We start from the raw sequence: 22526 nt of genomic DNA, 5'->3' as shown, positions 1-22526 counted from the left end.
AATATTTAATAATCAACCAATAAAATAAAAGTGTTACATTAATTGTATTATGCAACTTACAATTAAAGGCAAATTCACATAAAACATTAATAGTATTAGTACTCCGCTTAAAGATTCTACATTTTATTATCAAATCATTAATTGCGTTTCTTTTAATATAAACACAACAGTTGGTGAGGAATTTTGCAGGACTTTTCTCATTTTATCATTTCAAAAAACCAATTTTATGATTCGCAAAATGTACATTTTTGGAATGTTGTTTTCAGTTATGGGTTTGTTTAAACAAACTTATGCGCAAACAGCATTTACGGCGGGCAACATTGTGGTTGTTCGTGTAGGAGATGGTACTACTTCGTTGGTAAACACAGGAAATCCTGTTTATCTTGACGAGTATACAACATCCGGAACATTAGTTCAATCGATTGCTCTTCCAACCACTGTTAGTGGAGCAAACAAAAGATTAATTTTAAGTGGTACTGCAACATCGGAAGGCGCCTTAACCAGGTCGGCCGACGGTTCTGCAATTGTTTTGACCGGTTATGATGCAGCAACCGGTGGTCCGTCGTTAAGCGGAACAACTGCTGCTTCTGTAAATCGTGTTATTGGTTTAGTTTATGCAGATGGTACAGTAAATACAACTACTGCATTAACAGATTTTGCATCTGCCAATAATCCACGTTCTGCAACTACAACAAACGGAACTGACTTGTGGATGGCAGGTGGTGCAGGTGGTATTCGTTATGCTAGCTTAGGTGGAACAACATCGAATGATTTATCAAGTGCTACGTTAGCAAACGTTCGTGTTGTTCAGGTTTTTGACAATCAATTGTATTTTTCAACTGCAAGCGGAACTACTTACCGTGTTGGAACAGTTGGCACAGGATTACCAACTAGTGGGTTACAAACTTTATCGCATTTATCCGGAATTCCTGCTGCAACAGGTTCACCATATGGATACTTTATGGCTGATCTGGATGGTATACCCGGTATTGATGTAATTTATGTTGCTGATGATGGTGCAAACGCTTTAAGAAAATATTCGTTAGTAGCTGGTACTTGGACACTAAATGGAACTATAGGTGTTGACGCTGATGATTACAGAGGAATTACAGGCACAGTAAATGGCTCAAGCGTTACTTTATTTTGCACTATTAAAGGTGGTTCAGGCGCAACTGGTGGCGGCCAATTAGTAACAATAACTGATGCTTCAGGATATAATGGTACTTTAACAGGAACACCAACCGTTTTATTAACAGCTGCTACAAATACTTCAATTCGTGGTATTTCAATGGCACCTGAAGCAAATTGCACACCAGTATTATGGTATGCCGATGCAGATGGAGATAATTATGGTGATATTGCAACAACTGAATTAGCATGCAATATGCCTGTTGGATATGTTGCTGATAGTACTGATTGTAATGATGCTGATAGTTTAATTAATCCTTTAGCAACAGAACTTTGTAATTCAATAGATGACAATTGTGATGGCACTGCAGATGAAGAATTTATAAATCCGATTATTACGTTTGCTTCAAGCGAATTAGTTGCCGGTTTAACAGGTCCATCAAGTTCTCAATCACCCTATTTAACTCCGTTAAAACCTGGCGTTCAATTTACATCAGTATTTACCGCTGGCGATATTTTTGGTGGTTATACAGCATCAGGTTTGATGGATGGTATTGGAGCTTATGATAACGGTGATGGTACCTTTACTGTTTTAATTAATCATGAAATTAGCAATACATTAGGAGTTGTTCGCGACCATGGTTTTATTGGCACTTTTGTTTCAAAATGGATTATTAATAAAGCTGACTTATCTGTTGTTTCAGGTGAAGACTTAATGCAAAATGCTTTTGTTTGGAATGCATTAACTAATGCCTATGAACCGGCTGCTGCAGCTTTTAGCCGTTTTTGTTCAGCGGATCTTCCAGAGCAAACTGCTTTTTATAATGCAGCCAGTGGAAATGGTTCAACTGAAAAAATATTCATGAATGGTGAAGAGTCAGGCAACGAAGGCCGTCAATTTGCACATATTGTAACAGGTGCAGAAGCTGGTAATTCATATGAATTATCTGCACTTGGAAAAGCAGGTTGGGAAAATTCAGTTGCAAACACTTTGGCTCAGGATAAAACTATTGTTGTTGAATTAGATGATAATACTACAAATGGTCAGGTTTATGTTTATGTAGGAACAAAAACGAATACCGGATTAGAAATTGAAAAAGCTGGTTTATCAAATGGTATTTTATACGGAATTACTGTTGATGGTCTTTCAACTGAATCTTCATTAAGTATACCTGCTCCAAACACTAACTTTACCTTAACTTCACTTGGTTCTGTTATTGGTTTATCAGGTGCAACCTTAAATACTAATTCTATTACTGCGGGTGTAACAAACTTTTTACGTCCTGAAGATGGTGCATGGGATCCACAAAATCCGTCAATATTTTATTTTGTAACTACCAACTCATTTACAGCACCAAGCCGTTTATGGAAATTAGAATTTACTGATATTAGTAATCCTGAATTAGGTGGTACTATTACTGTGTTGTTAGATGGAACTGAAGGACCAAAAATGATGGATAATATGACTGTAGACAATGCAGGTAATATTATTATTCAGGAAGATCCGGGTAATCAAAAATACTTAGCCCGTATTTGGGAATATCGCATTGCAACCGATGAGTTAATTGAACTTGCTCAGCACGACGAAAACAGATATATTTTAGGCGCCCCTTCTTACTTAACGCAAGACGAAGAATCTTCAGGAGTTATTGATGTTTCTTCAATTTTAGGTCCTGGAATGTTATTACTTGATGACCAGGCACATTATTCAATTCCCGGTGCCGTTGTAGAAGGTGGCCAGTTATTAGTAATGTATAATCCTGAAACTGAAACAGGTATTTATACTGCAACCGATACAGTTCGTGTTAACACAAATTCAGCTTGTAGTGCTACTGGTGTTGTTTTAGGAACTCCTATAACTTCTGATAACTGTGTAGTTGCAAGTGTAACAAATGATGCTCCTGTTTCATTTCCGTTAGGCAACACAACTGTTACCTGGACAGTTACTGATGGTTCAGGAAATACAGCTACAGGAACTCAAGTTGTAATTGTAACAGATGATGTATTACCTACTATTACTGCACCAGCAGCTTTAGTAATTGCAGCTGATTCAAGTTGCACTGCAACCGGTGTTTCATTAGGAACTCCTATAACTGCAGATAATTGCGGTGTTGCATCTGTAACCAACAATGCACCGGCTATTTTCCCTTTAGGTGTAACTACAGTAGTTTGGACTGTAACTGATGTTAACGGAAATTTTTTAACAGCAAATCAAACTGTTACAATAACCGGCACACAGTTAACTTATTATGCTGATGCCGATAATGATACTTTTGGGGATATTTCTTCAACAACACTTGCTTGTGGATTACCAGCAGGTTATGTTACCGATAGTACTGATTGTAATGATAGTAACGTAAGTGTAAATCCAAGTGCTATTGAAATTTGTAATGGTATAGATGATAATTGTGATGGCAATATTGATGATGTAATAACTGCTACCATTACACCTGAAGGTTCAACTTCAGTTTGTAAAGGTGATTTTGTTACATTAACTGCTAATTCAGGTGTTGGCTATAGCTATCAGTGGAAACGCAATGGTACAAACATTGCCGGAGCAACAAACATGACATATAATGCTAGTAAAAACGGTAGCTTTACTGTAATGGTAACCGTTCCCGGTGGTTGTTCTGATTTATCTGATGCAGTTGTAGTTACACTTTTATCTAGCCCTACAGCTACAATAACAAACGTTACAGGTTTTACTGATTTGTGTACTGCTAATCCAATAAAACTTAAAACAAGTGGTGGTGTAAGTTTAACTTACCAGTGGTTTAGAAACGGAAATATAATTGCAGGTGCAACTTCAAATATCTATAACGTAACAACGGGAGGAAATTATGCTGTTGAAGTAACAAATACAGCTACAGGTTGTTCTCAGCGTTCTCCTAAATATACCATAACTCAATCATGTAAAGAAGGTGATGTTGCAGGAATCGAAAGTTCATCTTTCAACGTTTATCCAAACCCAAGTAATGGAACCTTTACCATTGATTTATCAATAATTGGTAATGAAACAGAATCTGCTGATATCTTATTATTCAATATGGTAGGTGAAGTTGTTTATCAGACGAATACTGATATTAATAACAACACAATTAATGCAGAAATCACACCGGTAAATAATCTTGCTGAAGGATTATATATTGTTAAAGTGATGGTTGGCAATGCTACATTCGAAAAAACGATAGCGATTGTTAAATAAAATTAGTTTTACAAAAAAGGCCGCAAACCATAATAGTTTGCGGCCTTTTTTTTATTTAGAAATATTCAATCGCAGGTTTCCAAATTTGCGTAAGCCTGCAAAGTCCAGTTAGTTGAAATATATGAATTATCGGTTCCTCCACCCGGTGAGTAAATATAACCAGGTGTAATTTCTGTATAACCAAAATTAGCGGAAGGAGAGCAACTCAAATTTTCTTGAGCTGAAGTCCAGGTATCAATTGTAACCGGCCCTTCGAACATACTTGGATCAACTACATATTTTGTATATCCGCCACCTACATTTTTTACAGTAACGAGTGGCGCAACGTGATACCACCAGTATACGCAACAATCGCCGGCATCAACTGCTAAAAATCCTGTTACATCTTCGTAACTAAATACTTTTTCGCAACTGACATTATAATTGCTGAGCATAATCTGGCGCATTTTATGTGCGCGTGCGTAACAACCATCAACCACATATTGAAATGGAATACAATAATCAATAGTAGCTGTTCCTGTTGCACAACCCTGAGCTGCACAAAAATCAAATATGCCATTAAGAATAGTCATATTAGGCACATATTTTTTGTACGAGGTAGCTTCGGGTGTAATAACATATTTTTGTTTGTCCAATGCTATTTCCTCAGCAGAAGCAGCTTCAGCTTCAACCAATGTAATAAATGGTGTTAGTTTACCGCCTTCATAAACCCGTATTGGTAATTTTGAAGTGATGTTATCATCAACCATTTTTTTAATAACGTCAAAATCAGGGTGTGATTTTGCAAGGTCATAAATTCGTGGTGATTCGTAGAAACGAATTTGAATGGATGCACCATTTTCTGCCTCTCGGTAATAAGCCGGGGTCATGAGTCGGTAATCAGGTGTTGATTGGAGTGTGGAGGTTTCTTCTAAAATGTCAAGTGGTTTTTGACATCCCGGGGCGATGGAGCCGAGGAGCACCAACAGGATTGTTAATTTGAAGATTTTCATATTTATAGTTTTGGCTATAAATATAAGTAAAACATTGGGAACACTACTCAGTAGATGAAATTTTAACAGTAATTACATCTAAAAAAATAGTTTCCCAATGTATAAACAGCTATGAAAAATCAGTTTTTAATAAAAGATAAAACTTCCTGTTGGTTATTTTGCAGATATAATTTAATAAAATACAAACCCTGTGGCAAATCGGCAGTGTTGTAATTAAAATTGTTGCTATTAAAATAAAGCGAATTAATTACTGCGCCATTAGCGGAATAAATTACACATTTATTAATGATTTCCTGTGATTGAACTGTAAATTGATTTACTGTTGGATTTGGCGATAACGATATTTGTGTTTTTACATTGGTTTCATTAATTGCAATGGGTAAAGAATTGGTAACAACTCTACAAACAAAATAATCAGTATTACCCGATAAACCATCTACTTCACCGGTTACAACCAATTTACCATCAGGCTGAATAATCATTTGATGGCCGTCTATATCATCATTGTCATTTGTGCCATCAATTGTAATTCTAAATTCAGCCGGCAATCCATTTGTGAATGATAAATCAGGTTCTCCATTTGGTAATAATTTTAATATATTGGTTTGAAGTGTCGCGTCATCTTGCATATGGCCGGAACTTAGTAAATAAATTTCATTACCAGGCGTTACAACAATTTGTCTGCATTCCGTTATATCGGTGGCATTTACGTAAGCATTTCCATTAGTTCCAAAACTTTCATCAATATTTCCATTTACATCCATTTTTACTACATATAAATAATATACCGGATTATTGGATTTTATTCCTGCCAAATAAATAGAACCATCGGCACCTTGAGTAGCGCGGTAGAATTGAAAATTATAATAAGGGGATTCAGGTTTAGGAAAAACAAAACCATCAACACCAAATGATTCATCTCGCAAACCATTTTCCAGATAACAAGTTACAAAACCAATTGTGGTATCATGTGTAATATTGTAGGTAGAACCGTAAGCAATAGTTCGTCCGTCTGCAAGCTCATATGCTGCATGAAATTGGGTAAACTCTTCAATTCCCAATGTTTCATAGCCGAATGCTGTATTATAATTCCCTTCAGCGTCAAATTGCATCAAGCCGGCAGCCGGTTCAGAAAAAAACGGTTTGTAATCCCAACCGGTAATTGAAATTTTACCCGAGTTACCCATTGAAGCATAATAAGTAATTAATGAATCGATGCTGTTTATTGCATTAATTCCATCTACCCCAAAATCAGTATCAGTGCTACCATCATAATTGATGTGCATTACAAAGGGACTATATACATTATAAGCCGGAGAAACAAACCCTGCAATTGCATATCCATCAGGTTTTGGAAAAACATTTATAAACCTGTTGTCAATTTCGGGTTCAATTTCCTGCACGCCGTCTACACCAAATGATAAATCAGGAGAACCATCTGTATTAAATCTGTGCAAGGTTCCACCTGCGCCGTTAAATTGGTTCATCATGATTATTTTTTCTGTGCCCGGCTCATAAATCACATCAATAGGCAGTTCTATCATATTAATGCCATTAAATGTGGTAAAACCGGTAACGACCCCTGTACCATTAAACGTTTCGTCGTAATGTTGAGCGCACACCGATTGTGCCGCAAGCACCAATCCAATCAAATAAATATTTTTCATATACCTTTTTAGCAAAGGTCGATGTAACCGTTATTGTTGGAAATACCACAATTGGGGGAGTGAATAGATTATGCTATCTATTATTTCGAAATTCCGCTCACATAATAAATTGTTCGCTTTTGATAATATTGCGATGGGTCAGCAACTATTTTAATTAAAACATGTCCGTCGATGGTATGCGTATTTCTTACAACAACAGTTTGACTAACGGCAGATAACCAATCTGTAAAAAACATAGTTGGTTCACCTCCATTTGTATTTTCATAATTGAATGCAACGGTGTTCGGATAAATACGAATTTTTTCATATTGGGGAGATTCGATAAAAAATACTACCTGCAATTCTTTACCGGCGGGTATATCAAATGAAACGTATTGAATATCTGCAACCGCATAAGTATCAAATGTAATAGAGCCGGGATTAGAATAGGTGTAATAAGAATTACTTGTATTTTGTAAACCTTCACAAAGCGAACGCAAATTGGATAACTGCTCGCTACTTCCGAAAGGGTAGTTTTCTATAGAATAAGTTTGTGTTGATGTATTATTTTGCGTGCTGGTTAAGGTAGAATTTGATGTGGAATTAAAATACGCTTCCAAATCTTTTTTTGCTGCTTCAACTTCCAGATTAAAGGCTGCTTCTTCTTGTTTTAATACCATGTCATATAATGCAAACTCTGTTGCCGGATTATAATGTGGCACACCTTCAGGCCACGGGCGCCAATACATATTATTTATCCAGAACCCTTCTTCCCATTTGCCGGCGTAATATCCTTTACCATATCCGGATTCTATACCGTAAAAAAAATATCCAGCATAAATTAATTCACCGTTTGTCCTTTTAATTTCCCCATAACCATGAGGTACACCGTAATCAAAATCACCTATGTAAATATTATCCTCATTAGTTTGTTCATCATGATACGACAATTCGCTATGGCCCGAATAATCATTATTTTTAAATGCCCCGAAATAATAATAAGGTTTATTGTTTTCCGTATAATAATATAGCCCTTCTACCCGCTGCCCGTTTAAAATTTCACCCAGAAACGCCTCTGATGAGGAATAGGCATAATACCCAAATCCATTAAAACAATCAATACCCCAAATACATGGTTCGGTGCTATTAGTGTAAACAGTAAAATCACTGTTGAAGTAAATATTATATGTTAATTGCCCGGTGGAAATATTAACAAAACCTTTTTTAGGAATTGTAAATAATTGTTTATTCCCATTTACTTGTTCAATAAATAATTCTGCATCGCCGGTTCCATTTGATTTAATAGCGTTTGACACATCAATAAGCGACATACCATTGGTATTTTGTCCATTTATTGTTAATATTTTATCACCATGATTTAAACCATTGACTGAAGCCGGGCTGCCGGGTACACATAAATCTACCATGGGCAAACCGGAAATCGTATCGATAAGATATTGGAATCCCAGTACACCATTAGCCTGAATTTTCACTTGTCCTGTAAGTTGATGACTAGTAATAGTAAGGAATAAAAAAAGAAAGGAAAATGTCTTCATAAGTGTGGTTTTCAGTTTAAAATTATTAAAAATTGATATAAAACCCCTACTCTCTTTAGCACCTGTGCAGAAATGCAATAATTTGACAAGAACCCCAAACGCATTTTTCACTACCTTTAGCGCCGCAACCGAATAACAATATGAAGTATTTGCCAATCGACAGCCAGTTGTTTATCCAAAACAGAAACAACTTTGTTAAACACCTGAAACCCAACAGCATAGCCATTTTTAACAGTAATGATGAAATGCCGTTTAATGCTGACCAAACACATCCTTTCAAACAGAACAGCGATATTTTTTATCTCAGCGGCATTGATCAGGAGGAAAGTATACTGCTTATATACCCTGATTGCCCTAATCCTAAATACCGCGAAGCGCTATTCCTAAAGAAAACCAGTGCCTATATAGCAGTTTGGGAAGGTCATAAATATACCGAGGCCGAGGCTACTGCAACCAGCGGTATCAGTACGGTTCATTGGAAAGAAGAATTCCCTGCCATTTTTAATATGTTGATGAATCATGCTGAAAATGTATATCTGAACACGAATGAAAACGACAGGGCAAATATTATAGTGCCAACACGTGATGCTCGTTTTATAGCAGATACTAAAAATCGCTTTCCCTTACATCAATTTGAACGATGTGCTCCGATATTGGCAAAATTGCGCACCAGAAAAAGTGAATTTGAGAAAAAATTAATGCAGACTGCCTGCGACATCACCAACAAAGCCTTTCACCGCGTGTTGAAATTTGTTAAACCGGGTGTGATGGAATTTGAAATTGAAGCGGAAATCATGCACACTTTTCTCAGCAACCGTGCTACCCGCCAGGCTTATGGAAGTATTATCGCCAGTGGAGCCAACGCTTGTGTATTACATTATGTAGATAATAATTTACCCTGCAACGACGGCGACTTAATACTTATGGATTTTGGTGCGGAATATGCAAATTATTGTGCCGATTTAACCAGAACCATTCCTGTGAACGGCAAATTTACACCGCGCCAAAAAGATGTATATAATGCAGTATTACGCGTTCAGCGTGAGGCAATAAATATGATGCATGTTGGTATGATATTGAAAGACTTTAATGCAGAAGTGGGTAAGGTAATGGAAAAAGAGTTATTGGGACTGGGATTGATAACTGATACTGATATTAAAAATCAAAACCCTGATAATCCTGCTTACAAAAAATATTTTATGCATGGAACAGGACATCATTTGGGTTTAGATGTTCATGATATCGGTGATCATTATGCTCCTTTGGCAGAAGGTGCAGTATTAACCTGTGAACCTGGAATTTATATCCCTGAAGAAGGTATAGGTATTCGTATTGAAAACGACATTATGATTACATCAAACGGTAAATACGATTTTATGCGTGATTGTCCGGTTGAAGTGGATGAAATTGAAAGTTTGATGGCTAAATAATAATTTTCGATTTAAAAAAATTGAATCCTTGAATCAACAATAAATAACAATTTACCAATTAATCCGTTTATAAAAAATTAATAACGCCAATATCCTAAATAATTTGCTAAACATACTTTGTGAACTTAGTAAAAAACATACCAAACCTCCTTACATTATTCAACCTGTTTTTGGGTTGTATGGGTGTAGTTTATTTATTTAATGATCACATGGTGATTATGAGTGGTGAACGCGATATGTTTATCGACATGGGTGAAATTCATCTCGCCTGTTATTGTGTGCTTTTAGCTGGTGTTATTGACTTTTTTGACGGATTTATTGCACGATTATTAAAAGTGCAAAGTGAATTAGGCAAACAATTAGATTCACTTGCCGATATGGTTACTTTTGGTTTATTACCCGGGCTTATCATGTATGAATTATTAGGACGTTCCTATTATTCAAATTATAATGCGTTTGATTATCCTATCTTATTTTATGCCATTGGATTTGCATTAACCATATTTGCAGCAGTGCGTTTAGGAAAATTTAATATTGACCCAAGACAGGCAAATGAATTCAGAGGTTTACCTTCACCAAGTATGGCATTTTTTGTTATTTCATTACCATTAATCATATTGCGTGATGAAATGGGTTTAACTACAATGCTGACAAAAAACTGGGTGTTGTTAATTATTGTTGCCGGGTTAAGTTATTTAATGGTAAGTGATATTCGCATGTTAAGTTTAAAAATAAAATCCTTAAAGTTTGAAGAAAATCAATGGCTTTTCGGGTTGATATTATTAAGTTTAATTATATCATTCATCGGAATATTAATATTGCATGTATATTTTGTGATTATTCCGGTTATTATTTTATTATATATTATTATTTCAATAGCAAAAAACATATCAGAAAATGGCATATAAAGCTGAAATAAATGTAATGCCTTTAAAAGAATTGCTTGACCCAAAAGGTAAAGCAGTTGCAGGCAGCATGAAAAATTTAAATTTAAACGCTGTACAAGATGTACGCATCGGAAAACATATCCAGCTGCACATTGAGGCGGGAAGCAAGGCTGAGGCTGAGCAAATTGCAACGGAAGCATGTAAAAAATTACTTGCCAATGCGATAATGGAAAGTTTCGAAATTGAAATTAAAGAAGCCTGAGAAATTACAGGAAGCATTCAGTAAACTGATTTTATCTGAATAAACTACTTCAGGCTTTTTATCGTGCAACAAATAATAATTATTATTTGTAACGGGATAAAAATTTATAATAATAAAATCAGCAACTTGGCTAAATTATATATTGTACCCACACCTATTGGCAATCTTGAAGATATTACCTTCAGGGCGGTTAGAATATTGGGTGAGGTAGATTTGATTTTAGCTGAAGATACCCGCACTTCATATGTTTTGCTCAATCATTATAATATTAAAACAAAAACCATTGCGCATCATAAATTTAATGAGCATGCGCAGGTCGAGCAAATTGCAAATGAAATTGCGGACGGGAAAAATGTTGCGCTTATTTCTGATGCCGGCACACCGGGAATTTCTGACCCGGGATATTTATTAGTACATACTTGTGTTGCAAAAAACATTGAAGTGGAAACACTTCCGGGGGCTACTGCATTTGTTCCCGCACTGGTAAATTCCGGATTCCCGAATAATGAGTTTGTATTTATTGGATTTTTACCCGTTAAAAAAGGACGCATGACCAAGTTCAAAGAACTTGCTGCAGAACCACGGACAATTATTTTATATGAATCGCCACATCGTGTAATTAAAACATTAACGCAATTGGTTGAGTATTGTGGTGAAAGAAAAATTAGTGTGTCGCGGGAATTATCTAAAAAATTCGAAGAAACAAGGCGCGGCACTGCTGCAGAATTGCTCGCCCATTTTACAAAACATGATCCACGCGGCGAATTTGTTATGGTAATAGCACCGTTATAATTACCATTTTAAACATTCAAGAAATTTCTTTTTCGAATCAGGCACCAGCCAGTACGGTGTTATTTTAATACCTACGTAAAAATCAATTGATGCATAATCTTTTTCATGCGTCCAGGTACGAAGATTATCTGAACCCACTGTTAAAAATAAATACCGGACAGAGGCTCCCATTCTAAACTCCCTGTCCTCATAAACCGATAGCGGCATAGAAACACCCAACTTACGCGATTCATAGCGTGGAGTTAAATTAAATAAATTGGACCTTGCAATTAAATTAGTTTCAAAATTCGGCAAACGACGTACAATCATTGCCTGAATATAAAAGTTATGTGGCAGCGGTTTATCTGCAGTTAAAATTAATGCAGCAGGCAAATACATTGCAAATGAGCTACGGTCTTTTGATTGCTCACTATTATCGTAAATTGTTCGTGAACCGGTTCTGTTAAATTCATCAATATCACCAATTGAGTCTAAAACAAGATTTGAAACAACCAGTGGTTCATCCTGCACCAAGTGATATGATCCGGAATTCATTTTGAATTTTATTGCACCTAAATCAACTAATGCGGCACCAAATTTCCATGTGTATTCCAGTTTTTTTGAATACTTAAATTTTGACCTTTTATGAATTTCAAAATATCCACCAATATCAATTCCAAAACCACTTCCATTTAATGCATAATTAGAAGGGTCGTATAATAAGTTAGAACCAAGATTACGGGTATAATCAAAATTGGCATCAAAATAAGGAGTAGTAGTATTGAGTGTATCTTTTAAATAATTAAATTCGTTGTTATTTCTAAATGACACTGCTTCAAACCCTGCAAGATATTTCAAGTTAATACCGAGATGTATGGCAAATAATGAATTGTTTGCCAAAGTCATTTCCCCATTTACACCAACCTCTCCCCAAATTAGCGCACCTGCATTAAACTCAGGCATATACAAAGTAGAATCTATAGGAACATCCAAAACTCTTGAAACAGCCTGCGTATCTTTTTTACTTAACACATATCCTGCAGTACGAGCAGTAAAAAAAATTCCCGTTGCATAATCATCAAATTTTATAAATCCTGAAGGCAATTGTAACAATACATTTCCATGACCATATAATTTATTCGGGTTATAAAAATCAACATCTGTAATACTATCAGAAGTAGTTACATATTTAAAAAGTGGGTCCGGAATTTTTAGGTAATTATTATCTTCATTAATTCCAAAAGCAAGAATATTGACGTCCCATGGTAATTTCCCTGAAATAGGTGCTGCGGGATTTAACAACATACCATTCGACCCGGAATAATTATCCGTTCTTAGACCGGAAAATTCCTGACCATAAATTTGATAATTGCACAGTAGTAATACAGCAACAACTATAAATAATACCTGTCGTGGCATAAAGTGGTAATCTAATAAGTGAACAAACCTGTGTGTGTGCGATCAGGTGAGTGTGTGCAGACAGGTGTTTGTTTCATTTTGCCTGTCGTTTGAGGTAGTAAAACGCAGGGCAGCCGACTTTGTTGCTGAAAAATTATGACAAAAAAATGAACTTTCCGAAAAAAACGTAAAAAACTTTAAAAAATTGTTTAATCCACCACTTTTCCAGGGTTCAGAATCCCATTTGGGTCGAATAGTTTACGGAGGTTCCTGAAGATATTTAGCTGTACTTCATTGAATGCCAATGGCATATATTTTTTTTGCACTAAACCAATGCCATGCTCACCACTAATTGTACCCCCTAATCCAATTACCAGTTCAAAAATTTCGGTAATACCTGCCGCAAACGTGAATCCCATTCCTGTTGAGTAAGGTTGCCTTTTATAATATTAACGTGTAAATTTCCATCTCCCGCATGTCCGTAACATACCGATTGAAAACCATATTTAGCACCAATTAATTTTACACCGGACAATAATTTTGGTAATTCAGCACGAGGCACTACGGTGTCTTCTTCTTTATAAACAGAATGTTGTTTAACAGCTTCCCCTACTTTACGACGCATTTTCCATAAGTCGTTTTTTTCACGTTCTGATTCAGCAAATAATATTTCGTCACAATCAAATTGTTCAACTATTTGAGTAATTAATTCGCAATCCTGCATTAATACATCCATATTATTTCCATCCACTTCAATTAATAAATGTGCTTTAATATGGTCTTTAATTTCAACGTTAATATCTGTATTAAATTTTAATACATAATCAATTGCATCACGCTCCATAAACTCCATGGCACTAGGCGTTATGCCGGCTTTAAATATTTCGGCTACTGCTGCGCAAGCTTTTGTTGCATCTGTAAAAGGCACGAGCAGTAAAAGTGTTTTTTGTGGATACGGAATTAATTTCAAAACAATTTTGGTGATAATTCCAAGTGTACCTTCACTACCTACAAATAATTGTGTAAGGTTATAACCAGTTGCGTTTTTTAAAACATTTGCACCGGTTTTAATTATTTCACCTGTAGGTAATACCACTTCAAGGTTGAGCACATAATCTTTTACAACACCATATTTAACCGCTTTTGGTCCACCTGAATTTTCGGCTACATTTCCACCAATAAAACAACTCCCTTTACTGGCAGGATCTGGTGGATAAAACAATCCTTTTTCAATAACGGCATTTTGTAGCACTTCGGTAATAACGCCGGGTTCGGTTGTTACCTGCAGGTTACGTTCATCTATTTCGAGAATGCGGTTAAATCGTTCCATGCTCAGCGCAATTCCACCAAAAACAGGCAGTGCTCCACCACTCAATCCGGTTCGTGCGCCCATAGGGGTTACGGGAAAATCATGCAGGTTAGCCAACTTTAAAATAGCTGCAATTTCTTCCGGAGTGCCCGGTTTTACTACTATTTCAGGGTAATATCGCAGGTCTTCCGTTTCATCATGGGCGTATTTTTCAAGGTTTTCCGCATCGAAAAAAACAAAATTTTCGCCTGTTATTGCCTTCAGAGCAGCAATAATGGCCTCATTTATTGGCTGAAACATGTTACAAAGGTATTGGTTTTGCTTGGGCTACACCTCAATCGTAATCCACCGAAATCGTCAACTATCAGAAAAAATTGTCACTTCCATGTCAGTACAGCCTTTTTCCTTTGTAAAGATTGTACTAAGTCGCTACCTTTAATACTTAAAATTGCTAAAAATGAAAAAAATTTTTTACTCATTATCGGTTGCAGTGCTCCTTTTAACATCTGCTACCACCTTTGCGCAAGCAAAAAAATATCCCTTATTTGAGCATTTTACACAAGCGTCATGCGGACCGTGTGCGGCTCAGAATCCATTTTTTCAGGACGTTTATTACGCGAATGAAAGTAATGTACACCACGTTGCCTACCATACTTCATGGCCGGGAATTGACCCGATGTATGATTTTAATCCGAGTGAAAGTGATGCCATGGTAGATTATTATGGTGTTTCAGGTGTGCCTGATATGTTTGCAAACGGAACCGAATTTGGTTCACCTGCAGGTGTAACACAAGACATCGTTAACAACCTTGTTGCTGAATCAAGCCCTATTCGTATTTTGGTTACTGAAACAGTTGCCGGTTCAACAGTTAACGTGCATATTGAAGTGCAAACTGTTGGAACTGTTCCTGCTGGTACTTATAAATTAAAAGCTGCTGCAGTTGAACATATAATTGATTATGTATCAGCTCCCGGCACAAATGGTGAAACTGAATTTCCTAACGTTTTTCGTGAATTTTTAACCGGTTCAGGTGGTGTTGCTATAACACCTGCTGCAATTGGCTCATCAGTTTCATTTGATTATTCTTATACTTATGATGCAGTTTATGTTCCAGCTAATATGATGACTTTAGCATGGGTACAAAATGTTGCAACAAAAGAAGTTTTAAATTCAGGTGCAGCAGGCGATCCTGAAGTAGAAGTTGTAAATATGTCAGCTGCAGCTTTCACACAAGGAACAGTTGGTGGTGCAAATGCATTCGCTGGTGATATTATCAACCTTGGTGATGCAAATGCGAATATTGACATTACATTAACTGCTTCACAACCGGGCGACTGGAGTGCTGAATTTGTTTATAACGGAACAACTTATACATCAACTGCATCTTCAACAATTAATGCTTTAAGTACTTTACCAATCGATTTAAATGTTAACGTTGGAAGTACATCTGCAATTGGTGAATATACAATTACAGTTGAATTTCCTGATAATCCGGAAATTATGCCGCAGGTATTAAATTATTATGTTATTTCCGGCGTTACAGATTTAGTTGTAAATAACGAAGTAAGTTTCGGTGATGGAACACCTTATGGAACTTACGATTGGGAATCATTATATACAGATGCATTAGATGCTGCAGGCGTTACTACATGGGCTGCAACTTCTCATTTTACAATGAAAAAAGGTTTCGACAGCGGTTCATTAGATGGCGTTGAAAATATTTATTACAACGTAGGCTGGACCTTCCCTGGTTTAGTTAGCGATGCTGCGAAAATTGATCAATTAATGAATTTCCTCGATAATGGTGGTAATTTATTTATTTCAGGACAAGATATAGGTTGGGAAGTAAATGAATACGCTGCATACTATCCTGAAGCTGTTGATTTTTATGAAAATTATTTACACGCTTCATTTGTAAATGATGCTGCTGCAGGTGCTACTTCATTTACTGCAGTTGTTGATGAACCTTGGTATGGTGATGTTGCTGCAAGTGATATCAGCAAACCTTATGGTACCACATATTACTATCCTGATCAAATTGAAGTAAACGGTGTTGATGGTTTTGATATTTTCACTTACAATGCCGGAACTAAAGTAGGTGGTGTTCGTTCTGAAACATCTGACTACAAAACAGTTTATTTGGGTATTGGTATAGAAATGATTGAAGATGATGCTGTTCGTAATGCAGTTATGGAAGCAACTTACCTTTACTTTAAAGGTGATTTAGATGGTATTGCTTACGATCAGGCTATTCAAGGATTATTAGGTGCTGCGAATCCAAACCCTGCTGTAAACTCAACTGTAATTTCATTAAGTAATATCGATAAAAATTACACCCTTGTAGTTACAGATATCACTGGTAAAATTATTATGCAGGATGCAATTGCAGCCGGCACTGATGCTTATCAGTTAATGACTTCAGATTTAAGGAGCGGTATGTATTTCTTCTATTTAACAGATGGAACACAACGCACTCAAACTGAAAAATTAAATGTTATAAAATAATTCATTTTTAGAAAGAGCAGCACATTAAATCGTGCTGCTCTTTTTTAAATTTCAGATGCTTAGTATTTAAGCAGAAAAAACAAATCACCTTCCTCATCTCTCTGGAACAACATTAAAATATTAAAAAAATAACCCTTATTAATTTATTATCATATGAAAAAAGTATTTCTTGTTGCCGGTATATCGATGTTATCCATTTCGGCATTTTCACAAATCTCATTGACACCCGCTACTGCCGAAATTGATGGCGATCCTACTACCATTAACGAAGTACATATCGAATTTCACAATATGGGTACTAATCAAACAATGACCTGGACCAGAACAGTAAATGATATACCTGAAGGTTGGAAAACTTCGGTATGTGATTTTAATTTATGTTGGGCCGATTTTGCTGATGAACCTGATTATTATTTTGATGCTCCTGCAGATACAACCGGAACTGTGTACGTAAAATTTGATGCACGTAATTATCACGATGGTGCGTTTGATCCGCTTCCGGGATGCGGAACTGTAGAAGTTAATTTTTACAGCGTGCTGGATAGCGCAAATTATAATGCTTTAGGTGTGTTTCATGCGCGTTTAGGTGTTGAAGCTGTTGATTGTGAAACATTAATTGTTACACCGGTTAACGATAATAATTTTTTAATTTATCCTAATCCTGCAAAAAATGTAATTAACGCTGTTGCTTCATTTAGCGCAAACATTCAACATGCTGATATTGTAAGCACAACAGGTTATATTGTAAGAAGTTACAACTGGGAAACAGCTTCCGGTAAAATGACCTTCGACCTAAATGATTTACCTGCGGGTATTTATTTTGTTCGTTTAATAAATGCTGATAATTCCGGTGTTTACACTGAAAAGGTAATTGTAGAATAAATACATAAAATAATTCAACAAAACCCCGGCTTAATCATTAAGCCGGGGTTTTTGTTTTGTAAGGAATTTGCAAATTGATTTGAATAAAAATTTGGTGTTGGTTTAAAAATAACCGAGATTTATAGTCGCATGTCAATTATCTCCGCCAATATTAAACATCCTGAGATTCCTGTTTCAGAAATAATTGACACAAATAAATTCACCATTTTTTTACGCCACGATTTAATCGTTCAGGTACAAATAAAACAAGGTCATTTTTTTGATGTGCCTGATGTTACCCAGGTTTTAGAAGGTATTAAAAGTGTTAGCCAGGGTAAAAAATTCCCTATCCTGGCCCTATATGCTACCAATATTGGATTCAGCAAAAAAGCTAAAGATATTGTTGCTGCTCATGAATTAACAATTGCAGACGCCTTAGTTATTCATGATAACTGGCCGATTCGTGTTTTAGCCAATTTTTACCTGAAAGTAAATAAACCGGTTCGTCCTACCCGCATTTTTGGTGATGACCAGTCTGCTGTAGCTTGGTTACATTCTTTTTTATAACTACCTTATAATCAAGTGGTTATGTAACAGTTTAAGTGCCTTTTGTCGCTACAATGCCTAAAAAGTCTACTTATTTTTTATTGCTATCCGGTATAATCTTGTAACTGATTTACTACCAAAACCAGTTATTATGAATAAGCTACTTATGCTGGCAGTAACCATTCTGCTCGCTGCAACATTAGATGCACAAAATGTTGCAATAAACACCGATGGCAGCGCCGCAGATAATTCGGCTATGCTGGAAATAAAATCTACCACCAAAGGTTTCCTGGTTCCGCGAGTTACAGCCGCCCAAAAAACGGCTATTGCTAGTCCGGCTACAGGATTATTAATTTACCAGACAGATGGAACAGCAGGGTTCTGGTATTACAATGGCAGCGTTTGGGTAAATATTTCCACCGCCAGTGCTGGCTGGAGTATCACCGGTAATTCAGGAACCACGGCAGGCACCAATTTTATTGGAACTACCGATGGGGCGGCATTTATGGGCAAGGTGAATAACATGAAAGCATTTTATCTTGAAGATGGTACCAATTCATTTTTTGGTTTAGAAGCCGGAAACGGCATTACAACAGGAACAGAAAATCATTTTGAAGGTTATCGCTCAGGATATACCAATACGACAGGCGCCTGGAATACTGCTACCGGAGCTAATTCTTTTTATTTGAATACTACAGGCTCTGCGAATTCTGCATTTGGTAATTATGCCTTATACAGCAATACTACAGGGTTTGGCAATGTTGGCTTTGGAGAATCAGCTTTATATAGTAATACAACTGCATCGTTTAATACTGCAGTTGGTAGTTATGCCTTGATTTTGAATTCAACCGGGAATTATAATGTTGCAGTTGGTGCCACTGCAGGAAATTTTAATACAACCGGTGCTTCAAATACTTTTGTTGGATATGGTGCAGGCGGACAAAATTCTACAGGCTATTTAAATACATTTATCGGTAAACATGCCGGTTATTCTAATACCACTTCATTTTCAAACACATTTGTTGGAGAGCAAAGTGGTTACACAAATACAACAGGTTACTCTAACGTAATTGTTGGTCAGGATGCCGGATATTTTAATACAACAGGAAGCGAAAATACATTTATTGGCACAGATGCCGGCGAACAAAATACTACTGCAAGTTCAAATACTTTTATTGGTACAAATTCCGGTCTACTCAATACAACAGGTTATCAAAATACATTTGTCGGACAAGAATCAGGTCGCGCAAATACTACCGGTTATTGGAATACATTTATTGGTGAAGATGCAGGATATGCAAACACAACAGGTTTATTTAATACATTTATTGGTGTAAATAGTGGTCAGGCTACAACTACAGGTAATAAAAATAATTTTATTGGTGTCGGAGCCGGACATGATAATACCACAGGAAGTAATAATATTATTATAGGAACAGACGCCGGATTATCAAACACCACTGCAAATAATAATGTTTTTATTGGTTTAGAATCAGGTTATGCCAACACAACAGGATACGACAACGCTTATGTTGGTACACAAACAGGCCGGTCAAACACAACAGGATATTATAATAGTGCGTTTGGTTCATATGCATTATATGCTAATACAACCGGATATAATAATTCAGCATTCGGATTAAACGCTTTGCGCTATAATACAACAGGCTCAAACAATACTGCCATCGGATTATCAGCAATGTCTGCTAATACATCCGGTGTTAATAATACTGCTTTAGGACTAGAAGCACTTTATACCAATACTTCCGGAAACTATAATTTGGCTGTGGGGTATCAAAGTTTACGCTCAAGCACAACCGCTAGTTCAAATACCGCAGCAGGAACATTTGCCTTGTACGCATGCACAACCGGAGCCAATAATGTGGCATTGGGTTATAATGCTGCACGCGAAACAACTACCGGTAATAATAACACAGCAGTTGGTACTCAGGCTTTGAATTCAAACACAACCGGCTCATATAATACAGTTATCGGTAGAGATGCATTAGCCGCCAATTTAACAGGAACAGGCAATACAGCAGGAGGTTACAGTGCAGGAGGGTTTAATGATGCAAATACTTACTGTACATTTTTAGGTTATGATGCCGATCAAGCAGTGGCTACAAATTTCGATAATTCAACTGCTGTTGGAAATGGTTCACGTATAACAGCAAGTAATCAAATTCGTATTGGTAATGCAAGCGTAACAAGTATAGGCGGTTATGTTGCATGGACAAATATTTCTGATGGTCGTGTAAAAACAAATGTTCAGGAAAATGTTCCGGGATTAAGTTTTATCATGCAATTAAAACCGGTTACTTATAATTTAAATGTAAATGCAATTAATAATCAATTAAATATTGCCGACTCAACTGTTAATCAGAATTCAGTTGCATCAAAATCAGATATTATCTACACCGGATTTATTGCACAGGAAGTTGAAACTGCGGCAAAGCAAGTTAATTATGATTTCAGTGGGGTTGATAAACCTACTGATGAAAATGGATTATATGGATTGCGTTATTCAGAATTTGTTGTGCCGATGGTTCAGGCCATGCAGGAGCAACAGGCAATAATTGAAACGCAGCAAAAACAAATTGCAATTTTAATGCAGGAAGTAGAAACCCTGAAAATAAAAATTGGTGAATAAATTTATTTTCAGCATTAATTAAATTGTAGTTTATGAAAACGATTTTAATTGCAACAGGTTTATTATTGGTTGTAAATGCAAATGCACAATCGCGAATTGTAATAAATAACGATGCGAATATTGTTTTATCCAATTCGGTTTATGTGGTAATAGACAATAACAATACAAATGCTATTTCAACACTTGGCACAGGTGGAAATATTATTAGTGAATCAGAAAACAATATTATTAAATGGAATATTGGGACAAACAGTGGAAATTTTGTTGTACCGTTTACCAGTGCATCCGGAAATAAAATTCCGGTTAATTTAAATGTAACTATTGGCGGAACCGGTTCAGGAGCCATTTTATTTTCCACTTATCCGGGTGCCAACTGGGATAACGACACTTATAAACCGATTGGTGTATTAAATATGACCAATATGGGTTTTACAAATAATTCAGGTGAGGTGATAGACCGGTTTTGGATGTTAGATGCGACCGGTTATAGCAATAAACCTTCAGGTGATATATTATTCACCTATATCGATGGAGAATATCTTGCGCCCGGCAATACAATAACTGAAGCCGATTTAAAAGCGGAACGTTATGATGAAGCCACAGATGACTGGGAATTATTTCCTGTTGGCGGTGTAGTAAATACAGCAAACAATGAAGTATCAGGCGTTCCGTTTAATAATACGGATTTTACAAGAGTATGGACGTTACTTGATCAAACTACGCATACCTTGCCACTAGTATTAACCGGTTTCGACGCAGTATGCGGTAATGATGAAACAATAATTAGTTGGGAAACTGCACAGGAACAAAACACGGCCTATTTTATTTTATCTGCAAGCACAGATGGCTTACATTTTAATGATGTTGCAACAATAAATGCAATTGGTAATTCGAACGAAAGTCAGCAATACGAATTTATTGCAGATGCTCGTGCAGGAGATTATTACAAATTGCGTTTAGTAAATTACGATTTAAGTACAAATGAGTTAGGTGTAGTATATACTGCTTGCGCATTTAATTCGGAAGGTTCAGCGTTTGCATTTATTTCAGGATTAAAAGAAATAACGTTGCAAACCGACAACTTAACAGCAGGCAACTATAATTTAAATTTATTCGATTTATCAGGGCGAGTGGTATATTCCAATACCATTGCGATAGATGATAATTTCAATTCATTTGTAATCAATGAAAATAAAATTGCTTCAGGCATGTATATTTTAAGACTAAATGCTGTTGCTCCTAATAGCGATTATACATATACAATTCATTTACCTTACCTGCATTAATTAATCATTTGAGCATATTAAAAAGCTGTACTAGATAAATAAAAAAAGGGCCAACTTATTCAGCTGGCCCTTCGAATTATAAAATAAAGCTAC

14 protein-coding genes and 1 pseudogene are annotated in these 22526 nt (G+C 36.2%); 10 read left to right on the top strand and 5 right to left on the bottom strand.

The window, feature by feature from the left end; translation table 11 throughout:
• Window positions 1–226: 226 nt before the first annotated feature.
• On the top strand, window positions 227–4333 hold the full coding sequence (locus tag IPI65_03225) for a T9SS type A sorting domain-containing protein (GenBank protein ID MBK7440555.1): 4107 nt from the start codon (window positions 227–229) through the stop codon (window positions 4331–4333).
• Between the two features lie 65 nt (window positions 4334–4398).
• Here IPI65_03225 and IPI65_03220 read toward each other — a convergent pair whose 3' ends face one another.
• The 3 genes from IPI65_03220 to IPI65_03210 form a co-directional block, all read right to left on the bottom strand.
• Window positions 4399–5325, bottom strand: coding sequence for a hypothetical protein (locus tag IPI65_03220; GenBank protein MBK7440554.1), 927 nt, complete (start codon window positions 5323–5325; stop codon window positions 4399–4401).
• Between the two features lie 119 nt (window positions 5326–5444).
• Complete coding sequence (locus IPI65_03215; protein MBK7440553.1) at window positions 5445–6992, bottom strand: T9SS type A sorting domain-containing protein; 1548 nt, start codon at window positions 6990–6992, stop codon at window positions 5445–5447.
• Between the two features lie 80 nt (window positions 6993–7072).
• Window positions 7073–8527 (bottom strand): PDZ domain-containing protein, encoded by a 1455-nt coding sequence (locus tag IPI65_03210; GenBank protein ID MBK7440552.1) that lies wholly within the window; start codon window positions 8525–8527, stop codon window positions 7073–7075.
• Between the two features lie 140 nt (window positions 8528–8667).
• Between IPI65_03210 and IPI65_03205 the strand changes: the two genes are divergently transcribed.
• From IPI65_03205 to rsmI, 4 genes are all read left to right on the top strand, one after another.
• On the top strand, window positions 8668–9957 hold the full coding sequence (locus tag IPI65_03205; GenBank protein ID MBK7440551.1) for an aminopeptidase P family protein: 1290 nt from the start codon (window positions 8668–8670) through the stop codon (window positions 9955–9957).
• A 119-nt stretch (window positions 9958–10076) separates the two neighbouring features.
• Window positions 10077–10865, top strand: coding sequence for a CDP-alcohol phosphatidyltransferase family protein (locus IPI65_03200; protein ID MBK7440550.1), 789 nt, complete (start codon window positions 10077–10079; stop codon window positions 10863–10865).
• Entirely contained in the window at window positions 10855–11106 is a 252-nt protein-coding gene (purS, locus tag IPI65_03195; GenBank protein ID MBK7440549.1) for a phosphoribosylformylglycinamidine synthase subunit PurS, read from the top strand. The genes IPI65_03200 and purS overlap by 11 nt, the downstream gene beginning before the upstream one ends.
• A 126-nt stretch (window positions 11107–11232) precedes the next feature.
• Window positions 11233–11898 carry a 16S rRNA (cytidine(1402)-2'-O)-methyltransferase gene (gene rsmI / locus IPI65_03190; protein MBK7440548.1) on the top strand — a complete coding sequence of 222 codons (666 nt, stop codon included), beginning with the start codon at window positions 11233–11235 and terminating at the stop codon, window positions 11896–11898.
• Here rsmI and IPI65_03185 read toward each other — a convergent pair whose 3' ends face one another.
• Entirely contained in the window at window positions 11899–13296 is a 1398-nt protein-coding gene (locus IPI65_03185; protein ID MBK7440547.1) for a hypothetical protein, read from the bottom strand.
• 188 nt (window positions 13297–13484) lie between these two features.
• Window positions 13485–14884, bottom strand: a pseudogene (locus tag IPI65_03180) (FAD-binding protein).
• Between the two features lie 157 nt (window positions 14885–15041).
• On the opposite strand from IPI65_03180, the gene IPI65_03175 reads away from it, so the two are divergent.
• The 5 genes from IPI65_03175 to IPI65_03155 all read left to right on the top strand — a co-directional run bounded on the left by IPI65_03175 (window position 15042) and on the right by IPI65_03155 (window position 22433).
• Window positions 15042–17090: an Omp28-related outer membrane protein gene (locus tag IPI65_03175; GenBank protein MBK7440546.1), complete on the top strand. Its 2049-nt coding sequence runs from the start codon at window positions 15042–15044 to the stop codon at window positions 17088–17090.
• Between the two features lie 153 nt (window positions 17091–17243).
• Window positions 17244–17972: a T9SS type A sorting domain-containing protein gene (locus IPI65_03170; protein ID MBK7440545.1), complete on the top strand. Its 729-nt coding sequence runs from the start codon at window positions 17244–17246 to the stop codon at window positions 17970–17972.
• 129 nt (window positions 17973–18101) lie between these two features.
• Complete coding sequence (locus IPI65_03165; GenBank protein MBK7440544.1) at window positions 18102–18518, top strand: hypothetical protein; 417 nt, start codon at window positions 18102–18104, stop codon at window positions 18516–18518.
• Window positions 18519–18648: 130 nt separating this feature from the next.
• The gene (locus tag IPI65_03160; GenBank protein ID MBK7440543.1) at window positions 18649–21147 is read left to right on the top strand and encodes a tail fiber domain-containing protein; all 2499 of its coding nucleotides are present in this window, start codon (window positions 18649–18651) and stop codon (window positions 21145–21147) included.
• Window positions 21148–21179: 32 nt separating this feature from the next.
• On the top strand, window positions 21180–22433 hold the full coding sequence (locus IPI65_03155; GenBank protein ID MBK7440542.1) for a T9SS type A sorting domain-containing protein: 1254 nt from the start codon (window positions 21180–21182) through the stop codon (window positions 22431–22433).
• Window positions 22434–22526: the final 93 nt, after the last annotated feature.

The organism is Bacteroidota bacterium, from assembly GCA_016706255.1.
GTDB lineage: Bacteria > Bacteroidota > Bacteroidia > Chitinophagales > BACL12 > UBA7236.
The sequence above is the reverse complement of the archived record's forward strand: the minus strand, read 5'-3'. Positions and strand labels throughout refer to the sequence as shown.